We start from the raw sequence: 18061 nt of genomic DNA on the forward strand, positions 1-18061 counted from the left end.
ATATAGAATAAGATAATTATACTAAATTTATTTATAATGTCCAGTGTAGATTAGAGTGATAAGAAAAATCATGGAGAAAGGAAGGCATTTAAAATGATTTGTGAAAATGAAGCGGTAAAGGATGTACAGATTGCTTACATAGGAGGCGGATCCCGTGGCTGGGCCAGGACCTTTATGACAGACCTGGCCATGGAGCCCAGGCTGGGTGGTACCATACGGTTGTATGATATTGATACAGAGGCAGCCAGGGCCAATGAAATCATTGGAAACCGCCTGTCACAGAGAAAGGAGGCAGCAGGTAAATGGTTATACAGGACCTGTATGAGCATGGAGGAAGCTCTTACAGGAGCTGATTTTGTTGTTATCTCTATCCTTCCTGGAACATTTGACGAGATGGCTGTGGATGTCCACATGCCGGAACGGCTGGGCATATACCAGTCCGTAGGTGATACAGCCGGGCCGGGAGGCATGATGAGAGCGCTCCGTACCATACCTATATATGTACAATTTGCAGAAGCCATCAAACAGTATTCCCCGGATGCCTGGGTCATCAATTATACCAATCCAATGTCTTTGTGCGTAAAGACACTGTACCATGTATTTCCCCAGATAAAGGCATTTGGATGCTGCCATGAAGTTTTCGGCACTCAGAAGGTGTTAAAGGGGTTGGCAGAGGATGTTCTGGGATTAAGAAACATTAACAGGAGGGATATCCATGTCAATGTATTGGGAATCAACCATTTTACCTGGTTTGACTATGCGTCTTACAAGGGAATTGACCTGTTCCCTTTGTACAGGAAGTATGTGGATGAACATTTCCAGGAAGGTTATGCGGAACGGGATACCAATTGGGCTAATGCATGTTTTGCCTGTGCACATAGGGTGAAATTTGACTTATTCAAGCGCTTTGGTTTAATAGCCGCGGCTGGAGACCGCCATCTGGCAGAGTTTATGCCGGGGAATGAGTATCTGAAGGACCCCGGGACTGTGGCAAAATGGAAATTCGCCCTGACAAGCGTGAAGTGGCGCAAGGAAGATTTGGAACACCGGCTTGAAAAGAGTAGAAGGCTTCTGAACGGGGAAGAGGAGGTTGAACTGAATCCCACGGGAGAGGAAGGCATTCTTCTTATCAAAGCGCTCTGTGGCCTGGAACGGGTGGTCAGCAATGTGAATATACCTAATACAGGAATGCAGATTGGTAATCTGCCGGCAGAGGCAGTGGTGGAAACAAATGCCATTTTTGAGCGGGATACCATCCGCCCTATTCTGGCAGGAAATCTGCCTGAGCATGTGAAGGAGCTCATTATGCCGGCAGTGGAAAATCATGAGACCATACTGGAGGCAGCGCTCACCTGCAATGAGGAGCTGGTAGTCAAAGCTTTTATGAATGATCCTCAAGTTAAAGGAAGGAAATGCGAGGAGCAGGATATCCGACTGCTTGTAAAGGATATGTTAAGCGCTACTAAAAAGTATCTTCCGGAGCCTGCTCTTTGGTCATGTCCGTAAAATGGCGCAGTGGATCCAGGTAAAACCGGCAATATCCTGGTGTATGGCATTTCGGCCATAATGTGTTGCCGGCAGTGCCTGTGTTCGTCATATTTCGGCCATATTTGAATTTTTTGTAACATCCCTTGCCCGTGGGGATTATTTGTAGTAAGCTATACGTAATGATAAATGTTCCCATAAGGAGGAAATGCAGGTGGGACAGGCAATTACGGATTATGTAAAGTTCCTGGCAGATGCCAGGGATGCGGTGTACCGTCTTAACTGTGACCAGAATACGGCCGGCCAGCTGGCGGATGAGGAAGAGATGAAAGAGCGGGAGCTGGAGACTGCCAAGAAGGCTGTGTCTGACTCCGTGAATCAGACGATTAAGAGGCGTTTGGATGAGATTAATTCCAGCTATGACCAGGAGATTGGAAAAGGACAGGAACGTCTCAGGAAGGCAAGGGCGAAACGGGAGAAGGCCAAAAGCCAGGGGGTAAAGGAGCGGATTGCCGAGGAAACCAGCGAGCTGCGGGAACACAACCGGGACCTGAAGGTCCAGATGAGGACAATGCTTCAGAAGAACCGGGTGCCTGCCTGGTGTGGCACCACTTTTTATTACGCTCTGTACTACCCCAGAGGGGTCAGGGAGATTATGATTTTCCTTCTTACCCTGGTAATCTGCTTTCTGGTAATTCCATGCGGTATCTATTTTATGATTCCCCAGAGGGTTATCTGGTATCTGGCGGCGGTGTATTTTGTGGCTGTCATTTTGTTTGGCGGGCTTTATGTGGTGATTGGCAATAAGACCAGAATCCGTCATCAGGACACACTTAAGAGGGGCAGGGATATACGCAACCACCTTAGGTCAAATCAAAAGAAAATAAAGGTTATTACCAGAACCATTCAAAAGGATGGGAGTGAGGATTTATATGACCTTGAAAAATATGACGATGAGATTGCCCGCGTTGAGCAGGAGCTGTCGGAGATTGCTTCCAGGAAAAAGGATGCTCTGAGTACCTTTGAGAATGTGACAAAAACCATTATCTCGGATGAAATCATAGCCAGCCATAAGGACAAGCTGGATCGGCTCAGCCAGGAGCTGGATGAAGTAACCGCCAATCTACGCAGTCTGGAGAGCAGTATCAGGGAGCAGAATATACGCATAGCAGATACCTACGGTCCATACCTGGGAAGGGAATTCCTGCAGCCGGAAAAACTGGCCCAGCTATCCAAAATTATACAGGCTGGTTCGGCATCTAATATTACGGAGGCCATTAAGATGTACCAGGATGCAGGACAGTCATAAAATTTTAAATATAAGAGCTATGTAAACAGGTCCTGTAGATTGCAGGACCTGTGTAATTTATGGCGCAGCATGTGTAATTATAATGAACAGAGGAGGGTGCACCAGATTGGATATACTATTCGTAGTGCCATATCCGGAATTAGAACCGGTAGTTCAGGAGGTATACAAGGAATATCCTGAAAAAAACAAGGTCACTGTGGAATTTAAAGTGATGACGGTTGATATGGTTCGTCAGTACAAAATGGAGAGGGAATATGATGTTCTTGTGGGGCGTAATTTTACACTTGAAGAGCTGAAACACCAGTACCCCACTAAACCCGTTATTAATATTCCAATTACAGGTTACGATATAGTTCAGGCTCTCTGCGAGGCCAAGAAGATGTATCACTGCAGGAAGGTGGGGATTGTGGGTCGGTTTTTTCATATGTATCAATACGAACATATGGAAGAAATTACCGGGGTGGAGACCTCCTATCATCCGGTTGACCAGGGACATGATTTGGAATGCTGTGTTGCCGAGGCAGTGAGCCAGGGATGTGACTGTATTATTGGCGGCTATTCCACTTATCTGTATCTTAAGAACGGCCCTATTCCTGTAGTGACTATAAAGGTCAGCCGTGAAACTATTTTTAATGTGTTGGAAGAAGCTGTTCATATAGCGGAAGAGGTTAAGAAGGAAAAAGAAAAGTCTGAGCTTTTCAGAATCATTACTCAAATTTCAAATGCAGGAATTTTTTATGTTAATGATAAAGGACAGATAGAGATAGCAAACAGAGAAGCAAGAAAGTTGTTCCCGACAGTGCAGACTTTACGGGGGGGGGGGTCTTATCTGAGGCAAATTGCTCCGTTTATGCAGCAGGAGGCGGAATGCTGTTTTGAGTCTGGTGAAAGCATAGTGGATAGAGTATACCTGAGAGAAGGCAATTCTCTTTCTACGGATTTCCTTCCCGTAAAAATAGGAAATTCTATGCCAGGGCTGGTGGTCAGTTTTATGAATGCATCAAGAATACAGCAGATGGAAAGTCAGATACGCCGGCAGATGAGTGATAAAGGGTTGGCTGCGCGGTATACATTCCGGGACATAGTCCATAAAAGTGATATTATGGATAAGACCATTGAGAATGCCGGAAGATATGCGGGAGTATCCTCCAATGTTCTTCTTGTAGGGGAGACAGGAACCGGAAAGGAGCTTTTTGCTCAGAGCATACATAATGCCAGCAAAAGGGCGGGAAATGCTTTTGTGGCAGTTAATTGCGCGGCACTGCCGGAAAGCCTGTTGGAAAGTGAATTATTTGGTTATGTAGAGGGGGCTTTTACCGGTTCAAAAAAGGGCGGAAAAATGGGATTGTTTGAAATGGCCCATAAGGGCACACTGTTTTTGGATGAGATTGCAGAAATTCCTTTGACATTTCAGAGTAAACTGCTTCGCGTGCTGCAGGAACGGGAGGTGCGCCGTGTTGGCGGTAACTCAGTTATATCCGTGGATGTACGGATTATTGCGGCCACCAATAAAAATCTGCAAAGACAGGTGAGTGAAGGGAAATTCCGGCAGGATCTTCTTTACCGTTTGAATGTTCTTAGATTATACATTCCTCCGCTGCGCAAGCGGAGTGAGGATATCCCCCTTCTCTTCCATTACTATCTCCAATACTACAGTAATCAATTCGGTTATGAAATGCCTATTTTGTCTGAAGGAGCAGAGGAGCTCATTAAGCAATATGCCTTTACAGGCAATATCAGGGAACTTAGGAATATAGCTGAGCGGTTGAGCGTGGTTCATAGCGGATATATGATAACAGAAGAAGAAATGGCAGGAGCACTGGGGCAGGATGATATAGAAATTACTGAGTATACAGAGCGGCCGGCCGCGACCGGTCCCTCCTATATGATGTATGCGGAAGGCAAAAGGGAGCAGGAGAAGCAGTATATCCAGCGCCTGTTAAGTGAATACGGATATAATAGGAGCGAGACCGCCAAGGCCATGGGAATTGACCGCTCCACTTTATGGCGAAAAATGAAAAAATATGGGTTGCAGTAGTGATGCGTTGCAAAAATCATCAATAGCAACGAATTATTACTACAATTGGGAAAAAATTAACAATACACGGAAAAGATGCTTATTTCGATGGATATGAGCATCTTTTTTTATATTATGGGGTAATTGTGGTTGAGACATGGTGAAATCTAATAGAAACATTTTGAAACAGGTATACAACAGAATAATACAAAAAATTTAAATTATTTGTAATCAACAAGCTTTATTGTGTATTATTTATATGTTTGGAAAAAAATGAGGAAATAAATTGGAGAGAATATATAGTTTGGCACGATTATTGCTGTAAAAAATGTAAGAACAATATAAATATGAGACAGGAGGAGAGATTCTTGAATATTGCAGTTTTAATGGGAGCATTTTTTGTATTACTTTTTCTGGGAGTTCCGATTGCATATTCGTTGTGTCTGTCTGCAGTGCTTTATATGGCACTTTTTATGGATGTACCTATGATAATCATAGGTCAGCAGATGCTGAAAGGGGTGGACTCATTTACACTAATGGCCATACCGTTTTTTGTAATCGCAGGCGGACTCATGGAATCCGGCGGTATTTCAAAACGAATTGTGAACTTTGCCAGAACAGTAGTAGGTCATTTGCCGGGAGGTCTTGCTATTGTTACGGTGGTGGCGAGCATGATTTTTGCAGCTATGACAGGAGCCGGGGCAGCGACTACCGCGGCAGTGGGAGGAATCATGATTCCATCCATGCAGGAGGAAGGGTATGACGGCGGCTATGCCAGTGCAGTCCAGGCAGTGGGAGGAATATTCGGACCTCTTATTCCGCCAAGTATACTTATGGTTCTATATGGAGTTGCATCCGGAGAATCTGTAGGTGATATGCTGCTGGCAGGACTTGTGCCAGGACTTTTTCTTGGGGTAATTGTCATAGGGGTAGTAGTATGGCAGTGTATTAAAAAGGGATACAAGGGAGTAGGCCATTTTAGCCTGAAACGGGCCGCAAAATCATTTTTAGATGCTATATGGGCCATACTTGCGCCTGCCATTATTTTAGGCGGTATTTATTCTGGCTTGTTTACGCCAACAGAGGCATCGGCCGTTGCCTGTTTCTATTGCCTGATCATCGGATTATTCGTTTACAGGGAGCTTAATTTTAAATCTCTGGGGAAAGTGGTATTTAAATCAGTCAAGACAGCAGCGGGTATCATGCTTATTGTGGCAGCTACCCAGGCATTTGGATGGGTCCTGACAAGAGCAGGAATACCCCAGATGGTGGCAGAAGGCTTTACTTCTGTAATATCAAGCCCGACTGTGTTTATGTTTGCTGTTGTATTTATTCTGATTGTTGCGGGGTGTTTCATAGATGCAGTGCCGGCATTGCTGATTTTTGCACCCATATTGATTCCTACAGCAACCCAGTATGGAATTTCTTTGATTCATTTCGGCGTGGTTATGGTGGTTACCTTATGTATTGGACTGGTGACGCCGCCGGTAGGAATTAACCTGTTTGTGGCATCTTCTGTAGGCGGACAGCCTATACATAAAATCATACCGCATTTGCCGGTACTTATTGCCTCAATTATAGCAGGAACCATAGCAATTGTATTAATACCCGGCATTTCAACATTACTGCCGGCGTTAATGAAATAAACCATAGGAGGATTTTATTATGAGAAAGACTGTAATGTATATGTTATTGGCAGCAGCTGTATTAGGTATGGGAGGTTGTGGTAAAGCAAATCAACCAGCTTCCGCTGATAATGGAGGCACAGAAGCAAAAAAAGCAGAAGCAGCAATTGAACTCAGTGTGTTTGCCGGTTCTGTGGCGGAGAACACGCCCACCGGTACCGGTTTAAAAGCTATGGTAGACTATATTAATGAAAATGGCGGCGGTACCCTGAAAGCGACGGATTATTATGATACAGCTTTGGGCGATGCCACATCCATGGTACAGGGACTTCAGCAGGGAACAATTGATATCGGGGTATCCGGCACTGCCTATTTTTCTGGATTGGTTCCCGAGGTAGAGGTATTTCAGCTTCCGTTCCTGTTTGACAACCTGGAGGAGGCCAGAGCCGCTGTTGATGGGGCTGCTTCAGAAAAAATATTTGAGAAGTTTGCCGAAAAGGGAATCGTGGGATTGGCTTTCTGGGAAAACGGTTTCCGCGAACTCAGCAATAATGTGAGGCCGGTTACGACACCGGCGGATTTAAATGGCATTAAGATGAGGACACTGCCTGCAACCGTACAGGTAGAAACATGGAAGGCCTTGGGAGCTTTGCCCACAACCATTGACGCATCTGAGTTATATACGGCATTGCAGCAGGGTACTGTCAGCGCGGAGGAGAATCCGCTTCATGAAATTGTGTCAAGAAAGTTTTACGAGGTACAGCAGTATATAACGCTGACAGACCATGTTTACACCCCGTTCATGATGGGAATTAGCCAAAAAACATGGGATAAGCTGAGTGACCAGCAAAAGCAGGTTGTCATGGATGCGGCCAATGTAGGTAAAGAGGCCCAGAGGAAAGCCAATGAGGAAAAGACAATAGAGGCAAAGCAGGTGCTGCTGGACAATGGATGCGAGATTGTGGAAAATCCTGATAAAGAAGCATTTAAAGAGATTGCAGTGAGCGCCTGGAAGGTATTTACAGATGAAAATGGTACAGAGCTTCTCGACATCATCCAGAAGAATTAGAGGGGGAATTACAGAATATGAGAAAAATAACTGACCTCACTCTGCCAGTAGTGGAACATTGGCGCTATGGAATCAAGTTTGAACTGGCCACATCCCATGCCAATAAAGACCGTTGGCAGACAACAAAATATAATTTGCAGTCACATTGGTTTACCCATATTGATGCACCTGTCCATCATGACCCAGACGGTAAGAATCTGGACGCATACCCAATCAGCGACTGGTGTATTTCGGATTGTCTGATTCTGGATTTATCATTTGTAGGTGATAATGAGGCAATTACAGCCCAGATGTTGGAACGGGCAAACGAACCCTTTAAGGATAAACATTATGATACCATTATAATCCGTTCTGACCGTGGACGAAGGGTATCTTGGGAGTCAGTGGAATTTTGGGATAATTCCTGTTGGGTCAGCGCTGACGGAGGAAAGTGGATTAGAGACTATAATCCTAAAGTGGTTGGATTTGACTTCCCTCAGGATTATGAAATACGCAAAATCCGTACTGCAAAACCAGAGGATCCGATTGTACAGCCGGTACATGATTTCGTCCTGAAAGAGGGGGAAATATTAATGATTGAATATCTCACCAATTTATGGGAAGTAGGGCAGCCGACCTGTCAGCTGATTGCGCTGCCGCTTAACACAAAAAATGCGGATGGCTCCCAGATAAGAGTAATTGCGGTGACAGAACAACCCTAGGAGGAATGGAAATGAAGGGATTGGTTTCAAAGCTTGATTCAGGGGTAAAGAGTATATTTGGTTATGTGGGAATTATAATGATTTTAATTGAGACCTATGCTGTCTTTGCCCGCAATGTTCTGAAGGCTCCGGCGCCATGGACAGATGAAACACTGAAAATGCTGTTTGTATGGTCTATATTTGTTTGCTCCAGTCTGGCTTTTATGGGCGATGAGTTAATCGGTCTGGATCTTATTCAAGAGAAAATAGCTGATAACAGAAAGGCTTATGGAGGTTTAAAAATACTCCAATATGCCCTTGGTCTGGTATTCGGAGTCCTGACGACTAACTGGGGTCTTAATATCATTTTAATGCAGCTTTCCACAAATGAAAAGACAGCTGTCGTTAAATATCCGTTATGGATAATTAATATGGGTTTTCTGTTAGGAAGTGTGCTGCTGGTTATATTTGCCTTATGGAAAATATACGATTGCAGGAAGTATTTTAAGGATAATACTGCTAAAAAAGACGGGAACAGATAAAAAATGGAGGCACCGCTCAATCATCCGTAACAGATGACTGAACGGTGCCTCCGTTTAGCTGCAGCCTTATGAAGTTAATATTAAGCTGCGCTTTGGAGTCTCTCCAAAGGCACACTGCCAGGCACCTTCGTTGTTCTGTTCTATATCCGTATCAAATGATACTTCACCTGATTCGCCGTCAGCAGCTGTGCCTCCCGCTGATGGCAGGTAAACACAATAATCTGATTATCATACGCCTTCACAAGCCATTTTAACGCTGTCTTCAGACGTTCATCGTCGTACAGAACAAAACTGTCATCAAAAATCAGGGGCATGGTATCCCTTCGGCCATTCTGGACCAGCTTGGCGGCGGCCAGGCGCAGGGCCAGATAAATCTGATCCATGGTGCCGCTGCTGACCTGCTCTATGGGAACCAGCTTGGACGGCGTGTTCATGAATACATCCAGGTTCTCGTCAATGCTCATGCTGGTGTAAATTCCTCCGGTAATACCGGATATAAGATCAGAGGCCTCCCTGTTCAGGTATAATCCGAAGGAGTCGCGGATGGAGGTGGACAGGGTGGTCATGGTGTCCTGGGCCAGGTCGATGGCGTCCAGTTCCTCCTGAATGCGTTCATTCTCCGCCAGAACATGTTTCAGGGCTTCGGCCCTGGTCTTGCAGTCAGCCAGATGTTCCAGCTTCTGTTCCAGCTCCCACTGGATACGCTGCTGCTGTTCTATCTCCTCGGAAAACTGGTCCTCGCTGGACTGGAGCTTTCCAATCTCCTGGGATAACTGCACCAGGGTCTGCTCAGACTGCTCCACAGCCTTGCTGAGCCGGAGGAATTCCGCCATCCTTCCCTCCAAGGCATTCATGGCATCCTGGGAGATGCTGGAATCGCCCAGATGACGGGCGAATATTTCCTGGAGAAGGCGGGTGCTGGTGTCCAGTTCCTTTCTAAAACGGCGGTTCTTGCCCAGCTTAAGGATTCCGGTTATACAGGCAGCCAGGGCAATGGCGCCTGATATCCCCGCCGCGGCTGTAAGGGGAAACGGAAGAAGAACAAGGGAGCGGACCATCTCCGGCGCGGCCAGGCACAGCCCGGCGGCTCCTGCGAAGGCCAGGGTAATGAGGAACATGAATACAGCACAGACCGTTCTGGATTTTTTACTGCAGCCAGCCAGGGTGTTCTGGTACTCACCGTAAAGCTTCCTGGTGTCCTCCATGTATTTTTGTACGGATTCCTGATCTGTAAACTGGCTGTTTAAAAGAATCTGGCGTCCTTTTGCAGACTTTTCAAGCAGCCCTTCTTTTTCCTTCTGACAGCACTCCAGCTGCTTTTTGATTTCACTCTTCTTATTGCGGTACTCAATTAACTGGTTGGCATACTGAGGCGCGGATATTTCCTGCTCCGTCTTGCGTATATCACCTAAAAGGGCTGTATAACTGCGCGCTGCCTCAGGAACCACCTGATTCTCCAGCTCCCGCCTCTGGCTTTTTAAGTATGCGGTGGCCTTAGTTATATTCAGGGCAATGCTGCCAGAGGTATTGAGGTTGGCGATATAATTGCGCAGCTCAGCGACCATGCCCCCGTCCGTGGCGCACTTTAACTGGCCGATGCTGATGGTGTTGTCGTAGGCTGTTTCTGACAGGCCGCAGCGGAGCTGGTCTAAGAGTGCTTTGGTGGGCTCCATCTCCCTGCCCTGAGTTTCATTGACAATGGTCAGCTCCTTGTTCTGCTTCTGAAACCTTCTCTGGATACGGTATATCTGGCCTTCGCTCTCCAGCCGCATCCATCCCTCGTAGGTGCCGCTGCCCTTCCAGGGCTCGTATTTGCTGTAGACATCATTCCTGGCAGCCCGGCCTCTCTGTTTCTCAATGCCAAAGAGCATTCCCCTGATAAAGGTATGAAGGGTGGATTTGCCGGCCTCATTTTTGCCGTACACTACATTCAGCCCGTCCTTAAAGGAGATATCCAAATCGTGGAATTTACCGAATCCCTCAATGTGCAGACTTAATATCTTCATGGGTTCAGCTCCTTTCATCGGTGGTATGCAGAAGAGCATTTACCCCGTAATACAGGGCCTTCTTCTCCACCGGACTCATATCTTCTTTTTGAAGGGCCTGGATATAGAATCCAATCATATCGCTGGAGTGCTCGGCAAACAGTGCTGAAAAATCATACTGAGGTTCGGAATCATCAATGATTTCCGCAATTCTGTATCTGGCTGAGAGCTTTTCCAGGTCAAATTCAATGTCAGGATCCCTCATGCCCCTGATTCGGAACCGGTAAATATGCTGAGAACCCCGGTTTTCAATTTCATTTGATATCCGGTCGCACAGTTCTCCGTTGGTGGTGTCCTTGGACACATTCACGGCAAGCGGTATGTACTGGAGGCTGGCGGCGGGAATGAACTGGAGGTTTATCAGTTTTCTGGTGACAGGATGAATCTCTCCTGCATAGAAACCATGAGAACCGGTCTCGGTCAGATCCAGGGGTTCAGGTGAGCCGCAGTAAGCAATCTTTCCGTCTGCCAGGACATGATGTTTGTGGATATGTCCCAGGGCAATGTAGGAAAATGGGGACAGCTCCAGGCTGTTGAAATTGATTGGCAGGTGGGCGGCGTCGCCGCCATGGGCCATGAGGATTTGAATACGGCTGTTCAGGGGAACCTGTATATCCTCCAGCAGGGGCGCCTTGATTTCAGCCGTATGATAGCTGAATCCATGGACCTCCGTGTTAATTTCCTCAAAATAGACAGAGGTCAGGTCTTCATCCATTATGAAGGTCACGTTGGGACTCCAGGTAAAGCTTAACAGGGCAGAGTTCTCCCTGATGCGGTCATGGTTGCCTGCTATCAGGATGATCTTTACAGACGGAATGGTGGAGAAGAGATAATTGACCTCCTTAAGGTCTTTCATCAGCGGCTGCCTGTGAAACAGGTCTCCGCTGATGAATAAGCAGTCCACATCCATCTCTTTTGTCTTTTCTATGATTATCCGGAAGGTATCTTTGATGGCCTGGGCGCGTTCCTTGCCCCAGGGCTTGTTTGCATCGGGACACATACCCCAGTGGATATCCCCGGTGTGGATGAATTTCATGTCTGCCTCCTGTCAAATGTTGAGTTCCCGAACTCCGCGCTGCTGCGTCCGGGCAGCAAATATTTGCCCGCTGGCGCTGGGCAGGCAGAGACGGGTTCCCCGAACCCCGCGCTGCTGCGGCTGGGTAGCGAATTTCTGCCCGCTTCTACGGGGCGGGCAGAGACGGGTTCCCCGAACTCCGCGCTGCTGCGTCCGGGTAGCGAATCTCTGCCCGCTTCTACGGGGCGGGCAGAGATTCTTTATAATTCGCAGTTGTTTACTGTTCTTGGGAAGGGGATTACGTCGCGGATGTTTGACATTCCGGTCAGATACATGACGCAGCGCTCGAAACCAAGGCCGAAGCCGGCGTGACGCGTGGATCCGTACTTCCTCAAGTCCAGATAGAAGTCATAGTCCTCCTTCTTAAGGCCCAGTTCGTCCATTCTGGCTACCAGCCTGCCGTAGTCGTCCTCCCTCTGGCTGCCGCCGATGATTTCACCGATACCGGGAACCAGGCAGTCCACGGCTGCAACGGTTTTATTGTCAGGATTCATCTTCATATAGAAGGCTTTGATCTCCTTCGGATAATCAGTTACGAATACGGGCTTCTTAAATACCTGCTCTGTCAGATAGCGCTCATGCTCTGTCTGCAGGTCGCATCCCCAGGAGACCTTGTAGTCAAATTCATCGTTGTGTTCTTCCAGTATCTTTACGGCCTCGGTGTAGGTAACGCGGCCAAACTCGGAATTTAACACATTGTGAAGGCGGTCCAGAAGGCCTTTGTCCACAAACTGGTTGAAGAAGTTCATCTCCTCAGGCGCATGCTCCAGGACAAAACGGATGATATATTTAAGCATGCCTTCTGCCAGACACATATCGTCATCCAGGTCAGCAAAGGCCATCTCTGGTTCAATCATCCAGAACTCCGCAGCATGGCGGGTGGTATTGGAATTCTCGGCGCGGAAGGTGGGGCCGAAGGTATATACGTTGCGGAAAGCCATGGCATAGGTCTCGGCATTCAGCTGTCCGCTAACGGTCAGGTTGGTGGCCTTGCCGAAAAAGTCCTGGCTGAAATCCACCTTTCCCTCCTCAGTTTTTGGGATATTGTTTAAGTCCATGGTGGTTACCTGGAACATTTCTCCGGCTCCCTCACAGTCGCTGCCTGTAATCAGAGGCGTGTGAACATACACAAAATCCCTCTCCTGGAAATACTGGTGAATAGCGTATGCAACCAGGGAGCGCACACGGAATACAGCCTGGAAGGTATTGGTTCTGGCACGCAGATGGGAGATGGTGCGCAGGTATTCAAGAGAGTGGCGCTTTTTCTGAAGTGGATAATCCGGTGAGGAGGTGCCCTCCACAGTTACTTCTGCGGCCTGAATTTCAAAGGGCTGCTTGGCCTGGGGCGTACTTACCAGGGTTCCCTTTACAAGGATGGCTGTGCCTACGCTTAATTTAGAAACTTCTGCAAAGTTGGGAAGGGTGTCGTGATATACAATCTGCAATGTTTCGAAAAAGCTTCCATCACTGACAACGATGAAGCCGAATGCTTTGGAATCACGGAGACTGCGGACCCAGCCCCCCACATTTATCTCCTTGTCCAGATATTCCTCCGGATGTTTGTAAAGTTCTCTTACGGTAATCAGATCCATGACTGATATTCTCCTTTTCTCTTATCTATATATTCAGTATCCCCAATTCCCCTGGAAATGGACGGTAACTACATATACGTGATTATATGATATTTCACGCTATGTTTCAAGGCTTAACTTTCCTATGGAGCCGGGTGTGAAGCCTGTATTTTCAATATGATTACATAATCATAATGTTTAATCGGGGAAAATACCCGTAAGGTACGTTACTTAACTGAAGCGGATTATGCCGTATGCGGATTATGCAGCATTTGCATTATGCCGTGTGCGTTTTATGTCAGATGTCCGCGGAACTGCGCGTTCCAGAAATTGGAATGCACCGGGTACCTATTATCTGATATTATGTTTATAGCTGTTTTTGACAAAAACGTCCGTGAATATACCGCCTGCGAGGGGGACTTATTTAGTGGTAAATTTTGGAAAGGGGTACTAGATATAGATAAATCACCATCAAATGGTTAAAAACGGAAAAAATGTCGGAAAAATGCACAAAAACGATGAAATAAATTTAAAAATTTATGTACTATTTACGAAGTTTGTGGTATAATTAAAATTACAAAAATTTTAACAGCAAGAGGTGATAACGTGATTAAAAAAGAAATGATAGCTATGCTATTAGCAGGCGGACAGGGAAGCCGCCTTGGCGTGCTAACACAAAAAGTAGCCAAGCCGGCCGTATCTTTTGGGGGGAAGTACCGAATCATTGATTTTCCGCTGAGCAACTGTATCAATTCCGGAGTTGACACAGTCGGAGTATTGACACAGTATCAGCCATTACGTTTAAATTCTCATATTGGAATTGGAGTACCATGGGATTTAGACCGGAACGTTGGTGGTGTAACCATTTTGCCTCCATATGAGCGCAGTAAAGGCAGTGATTGGTACACAGGAACTGCCAATGCCATTTATCAGAATCTGGAGTATATGGAATCATATAACCCGGAATATGTTCTGATTTTATCCGGCGACCATATTTATAAGATGGATTATGAGGTAATGTTGGATTATCACAAAGCCAATAATGCAGATATCACCATTGCTGCCATGCCAGTACCCATTGAGGAGGCCAGCCGTTTTGGCATCCTGATTACGGACGAGTCTAACCGTATCACGGAATTCGAGGAGAAGCCTCCTGTTCCCAGAAGCAATTTGGCTTCTATGGGTATCTACATATTCAGCTGGCCTGTATTAAAGGAAGCACTGATCAAGATGAAGGAAGAGCCGGGGTGTGATTTCGGCAAACATATCATTCCATACTGCCATGCGAGAGGCGACAGGATTTTCGCATATGAATATAATGGCTACTGGAAGGATGTAGGTACGCTGGGTTCCTACTGGGAGGCCAACATGGAGCTCATTGATATCATTCCTGAGTTTAACCTGTATGAGGAATATTGGAAGATTTACACCAAGAATGATGTGATTCCGCCCCAGTTTATTTCCAATGAGGCAAATATCGAGAGAAGCATTATCGGTGAAGGAACTGAGATTTACGGCGAGGTAATGAACTCCGTTATTGGAGCAGGCGTTACTGTTGCCAAGGGAGCCGTGGTGAAGGATTCCATTATAATGCAGGGAACCGTCATCGGAGCGGGAACCGTTGTGAACAAGGCCATCATTGCTGAGAATGTAAGGATTGGCTCTGGCGTGGAACTGGGAACAGGAGAGTATGCGCCCAGTACATATGACCCCAAGGTATATCAGTTCGATCTGGTGACCATTGGTGAGAATTCTGTGATTCCTGACGGGGTTAAGGTAGGCAAGAACACTGCCATAGCAGGCGAGACAACCGTAGGCGATTATCCTGACGGATTACTGGCTGGCGGAAATTACATTATAAAGGCAGGTGGCGTAAAATGAGAGCAATCGGTATCGTATTAGCAGGTGGTAACAGCAAGAGGATGCGGGAACTTTCTAATAAGAGGGCAGTGGCTGCCATGCCGGTTGCAGGAAGCTACCGCAGCATTGACTTTGCACTCAGCAATATGACAAACTCCCACATCCAGAACGTGGCAGTTTTTACACAGTATAATTCCAGGTCATTAAACCTGCACCTAAGTTCCTCTAAGTGGTGGGATTTCGGACGTAAACAGGGCGGACTCTTTGTATTCACCCCATCCATCACACCGGAGAACGGCGACTGGTACAGGGGAACAGCGGATGCATTATACCAGAACCTTACATTCTTAAAGAACAGCCATGAGCCATATGTGGTCATAGCGGCAGGCGATGGTGTATATAAGCTGGATTATAATAAGGTCCTGGAGTATCACATTGAGAAAAAGGCAGACATTACCGTTGTCTGCAAGGACATGGAAGATGGCACGGATGTGACCCGGTTCGGCTGTGTGAAGCTGAATGATGACGGCCGTATCACGGACTTCGAGGAGAAGCCCATGGCATCTGACGCCACCACCATTTCCTGCGGAATCTATGTCATCCGCAGAAGGCAGCTCATAGAACTGCTGGAGCGCTGCGCGGCAGAAGACAGATATGACCTGGTCAATGATATTCTGGTGCGCTATAAGAATCTTAAAAGAATTTATGCTTATAAGCTGGACGGCTACTGGAGCAATATCGCTTCTGTGGACTCCTATTATAAGACAAATATGGATTTCCTCAAACCTGAGGTGAGGGATTACTTCTTCAAACAGTATCCTGATGTATACACGAAGATTGATGATCTTCCTCCTGCCAAATATAACCCTGGCGCGCTGGTCAGAAACAGCCTGATTTCCAGCGGATGTATCCTGAATGGCACAGTTGAAAACTCCATTCTCTTTAAAAAGGCATACGTGGGCAACAATTGTGTAATCAAGAATTCCATTATTTTAAATGACGTCTATATAGGTGACAACACAGTGATTGAGAACTGTATCGTAGAGAGCAGGGATACCATCCGTGCCAACACCACACACATCGGCACACCGGAGAACATCAAAATCGTTGTGGAGAAAAACGAAAGGTATACATTATAATACGCACATAGCCCCGCGCAGCGCACGGGGAGCGCAGAGCGGGGGACCGGCGGGATAAGACGGAAGGGGTAGAAAACATGCAGGTTACAGACGTGAGAGTGAGACGGGTTGAAAAGGAAGGCAAGATGAAAGCAATTGTTTCCATCACACTGGACAATGAATTCGTCATTCATGACATCAAGGTAATTGAGGGGGAGAAGGGTTTATTCATAGCCATGCCAAGCCGCAAGGCAGCGGACGGAGAGTACCGCGATATTGCCCATCCTATAAACTCCAACACAAGGGATATGATTCAGACCATCATTTTGAATAAGTATGAGACAACCTTGCTGGAGAATGAGGCGGCAGAGGAAGGAATGGCATAAGATACAGAAGGATGAACAGGAGCTGATTTCGGTTGATACATTATGAACCGGGACGGCTCTTGTTTTTTGCATATGCCTGTGCTATAGTTGAGTTGTATTTTCAGATGTCGGACAGACATTCTTTAGCGCCTTCAGGCGCTGTGACGGCCGTTTCGGCCATAGATTCAAATTGTGATACTGCAATAGCATGTTTAGAAGGAGCCGGGTGATGCCATAGAGCGTTGGTGCAGCTTTCCGGGCAGGACAGAATTTCAGATACAGCTATTGCTGACAGAGACATAATTTATTATAATAAAGGGAGAGTGTGTATGGATAAAAAACGGCTTCAATGGCATCCCGGTTTTTTTGCAGTATTGCAGATTGAACTGGAGGAAGAACGGCGGTTTCTGCGGTTTTACGCGGAGTATAATCTTACAAGGAAGCCCTTGCAGATTGATGTTCTGGTGGTCAGAAAGGAAACCGGACGGGTGATACAAAAGAACATTGGCCGCATATTCCGTCAGTATAATGTGGTGGAATATAAGGGGATAAAGGATTACATCAGTATAAATGATTTTTATAAATCTATAGGATATGCGTGTTTACTTCAGTCCAATACGGAGAGGGTCCAGGAGATTTTGCCGTCCCAGGTTACGGTCACATTGGCAGGGGAACATTATCCGCGGAGCCTGCATGTGTTTTTGGAAAAGGCTTATGGAGTGCATATGGAGGAGGAAGCCCCGGGGATATATTACATTAAGGGACTTTTGTTTCCGCTACAGATTCTCGTCATAAGGGAACTGTCAAAGGAGGACAATATCTGGCTGAGCCGTTTGAGAAGCGGACTGAAGCCGGATGAAGACATTGAAGTACTGATGAAGGAGTATAAGGGGAAGGAACAGAATCCCCTGTATGAGACAGCCATGGATTTAATATTGCGGGCAAACTGGGAAACGTGTCAGGAGGTGGAGAAGATGTGTGATGCGCTGCGGGAACTTTTTGCAGATGAGCTGGAGGAGCGGGAGACCATAGGGCTTGAAAAGGGCTTGGAACAGGGGAAGATGGCGAAATTAATAACCCAGGTCATGCGTAAGCGGGAAAAAGGGCAGTCGGCTGCCAGGATTGCTGAGGATTTAATGGAACCCGCGGAGGTGGTGCAGAGGCTGTATGATTTAATCGGACTGCATCCGGATTCTGACGCGGAGCATATATTGGCATATATGGAGTCCTGGGATAAGGTGTAATAGTGCGGATAAGAACACAAAAACGTTTGGGGTCCCCTTAAATAAGGGGATTCCAA

General features: G+C 46.6%; 14 protein-coding genes. 11 read left to right on the forward strand and 3 right to left on the reverse strand.

Annotation, left to right across the window (positions count from 1 at the left end):
* The first annotated feature begins 93 nt into the window (after nucleotides 1-93).
* From LI015_RS06135 to LI015_RS06165, 7 genes are all read left to right on the forward strand, one after another.
* Entirely contained in the window at nucleotides 94-1506 is a 1413-nt protein-coding gene (locus LI015_RS06135) for a family 4 glycosyl hydrolase (protein ID WP_117627120.1), read from the forward strand.
* A gap of 193 nt (nucleotides 1507-1699) precedes the next feature.
* A complete protein-coding gene (locus LI015_RS06140) occupies nucleotides 1700-2794 on the forward strand; it encodes a hypothetical protein (RefSeq protein ID WP_117627177.1) in 1095 nt (364 codons plus the stop codon).
* A 106-nt stretch (nucleotides 2795-2900) separates the two neighbouring features.
* Entirely contained in the window at nucleotides 2901-4832 is a 1932-nt protein-coding gene (locus LI015_RS06145) for a sigma 54-interacting transcriptional regulator (protein WP_227124312.1), read from the forward strand.
* A gap of 365 nt (nucleotides 4833-5197) precedes the next feature.
* Nucleotides 5198-6457, forward strand: coding sequence for a TRAP transporter large permease (locus tag LI015_RS06150; protein ID WP_227124349.1), 1260 nt, complete (start codon nucleotides 5198-5200; stop codon nucleotides 6455-6457).
* Between the two features lie 19 nt (nucleotides 6458-6476).
* Complete coding sequence (locus tag LI015_RS06155; protein WP_054354125.1) at nucleotides 6477-7505, forward strand: TRAP transporter substrate-binding protein; 1029 nt, start codon at nucleotides 6477-6479, stop codon at nucleotides 7503-7505.
* Between the two features lie 17 nt (nucleotides 7506-7522).
* The gene (locus LI015_RS06160; protein WP_117627123.1) at nucleotides 7523-8206 is read left to right on the forward strand and encodes a cyclase family protein; all 684 of its coding nucleotides are present in this window, start codon (nucleotides 7523-7525) and stop codon (nucleotides 8204-8206) included.
* An 11-nt stretch (nucleotides 8207-8217) separates the two neighbouring features.
* A complete protein-coding gene (locus tag LI015_RS06165; protein WP_002589270.1) occupies nucleotides 8218-8727 on the forward strand; it encodes a TRAP transporter small permease in 510 nt (169 codons plus the stop codon).
* Nucleotides 8728-8867: 140 nt separating this feature from the next.
* On the opposite strand, the gene LI015_RS06170 is transcribed toward LI015_RS06165, so the two are convergent.
* The 3 genes from LI015_RS06170 to asnS form a co-directional block, all read right to left on the reverse strand.
* Nucleotides 8868-10733: an ATP-binding protein gene (locus LI015_RS06170; RefSeq protein ID WP_227124313.1), complete on the reverse strand. Its 1866-nt coding sequence runs from the start codon at nucleotides 10731-10733 to the stop codon at nucleotides 8868-8870.
* A gap of 4 nt (nucleotides 10734-10737) precedes the next feature.
* Nucleotides 10738-11808, reverse strand: a complete 1071-nt coding sequence (locus LI015_RS06175; protein WP_227124314.1) for a metallophosphoesterase family protein — start codon at nucleotides 11806-11808, stop codon at nucleotides 10738-10740.
* 239 nt (nucleotides 11809-12047) lie between these two features.
* Entirely contained in the window at nucleotides 12048-13439 is a 1392-nt protein-coding gene (gene asnS / locus LI015_RS06180; protein WP_002566323.1) for an asparagine--tRNA ligase, read from the reverse strand.
* A 585-nt stretch (nucleotides 13440-14024) separates the two neighbouring features.
* On the opposite strand from asnS, the gene LI015_RS06185 reads away from it, so the two are divergent.
* The 4 genes from LI015_RS06185 to LI015_RS06200 all read left to right on the forward strand — a co-directional run bounded on the left by LI015_RS06185 (nucleotide 14025) and on the right by LI015_RS06200 (nucleotide 18005).
* Entirely contained in the window at nucleotides 14025-15299 is a 1275-nt protein-coding gene (locus LI015_RS06185) for a glucose-1-phosphate adenylyltransferase (RefSeq protein WP_002566322.1), read from the forward strand.
* The gene (gene glgD, locus LI015_RS06190; protein WP_002566321.1) at nucleotides 15296-16417 is read left to right on the forward strand and encodes a glucose-1-phosphate adenylyltransferase subunit GlgD; all 1122 of its coding nucleotides are present in this window, start codon (nucleotides 15296-15298) and stop codon (nucleotides 16415-16417) included. The genes LI015_RS06185 and glgD overlap by 4 nt, the downstream gene beginning before the upstream one ends.
* A 77-nt stretch (nucleotides 16418-16494) precedes the next feature.
* Complete coding sequence (spoVG, locus tag LI015_RS06195) at nucleotides 16495-16782, forward strand: septation regulator SpoVG (protein WP_002566320.1); 288 nt, start codon at nucleotides 16495-16497, stop codon at nucleotides 16780-16782.
* A gap of 308 nt (nucleotides 16783-17090) precedes the next feature.
* Nucleotides 17091-18005, forward strand: a complete 915-nt coding sequence (locus LI015_RS06200) for a hypothetical protein (RefSeq protein ID WP_002570469.1) — start codon at nucleotides 17091-17093, stop codon at nucleotides 18003-18005.
* Nucleotides 18006-18061: the final 56 nt, after the last annotated feature.

This window comes from Enterocloster sp. 210928-DFI.2.20, from assembly GCF_020554465.1.
GTDB lineage: Bacteria > Bacillota > Clostridia > Lachnospirales > Lachnospiraceae > Enterocloster > Enterocloster bolteae.

Bases quoted from the DNA above. Each gene is read 5' to 3' on its own strand.
- LI015_RS06165 (WP_002589270.1), top strand. From the start codon at position 8,218: ATGAAGGGATTGGTTTCAAAGCTTGATTCAGGGGTAAAGAGTATATTT.
- LI015_RS06155 (WP_054354125.1), top strand. From the start codon at position 6,477: ATGAGAAAGACTGTAATGTATATGTTATTGGCAGCAGCTGTATTAGGT.
- glgD (WP_002566321.1), top strand. From the start codon at position 15,296: ATGAGAGCAATCGGTATCGTATTAGCAGGTGGTAACAGCAAGAGGATG.
- LI015_RS06135 (WP_117627120.1), top strand. From the start codon at position 94: ATGATTTGTGAAAATGAAGCGGTAAAGGATGTACAGATTGCTTACATA.
- spoVG (WP_002566320.1), top strand. From the start codon at position 16,495: ATGCAGGTTACAGACGTGAGAGTGAGACGGGTTGAAAAGGAAGGCAAG.
- LI015_RS06170 (WP_227124313.1), bottom strand. From the start codon at position 10,733: ATGAAGATATTAAGTCTGCACATTGAGGGATTCGGTAAATTCCACGAT.
- LI015_RS06175 (WP_227124314.1), bottom strand. From the start codon at position 11,808: ATGAAATTCATCCACACCGGGGATATCCACTGGGGTATGTGTCCCGAT.
- LI015_RS06160 (WP_117627123.1), top strand. From the start codon at position 7,523: ATGAGAAAAATAACTGACCTCACTCTGCCAGTAGTGGAACATTGGCGC.
- LI015_RS06150 (WP_227124349.1), top strand. From the start codon at position 5,198: ATGGGAGCATTTTTTGTATTACTTTTTCTGGGAGTTCCGATTGCATAT.
- asnS (WP_002566323.1), bottom strand. From the start codon at position 13,439: ATGGATCTGATTACCGTAAGAGAACTTTACAAACATCCGGAGGAATAT.
- LI015_RS06200 (WP_002570469.1), top strand. From the start codon at position 17,091: ATGGATAAAAAACGGCTTCAATGGCATCCCGGTTTTTTTGCAGTATTG.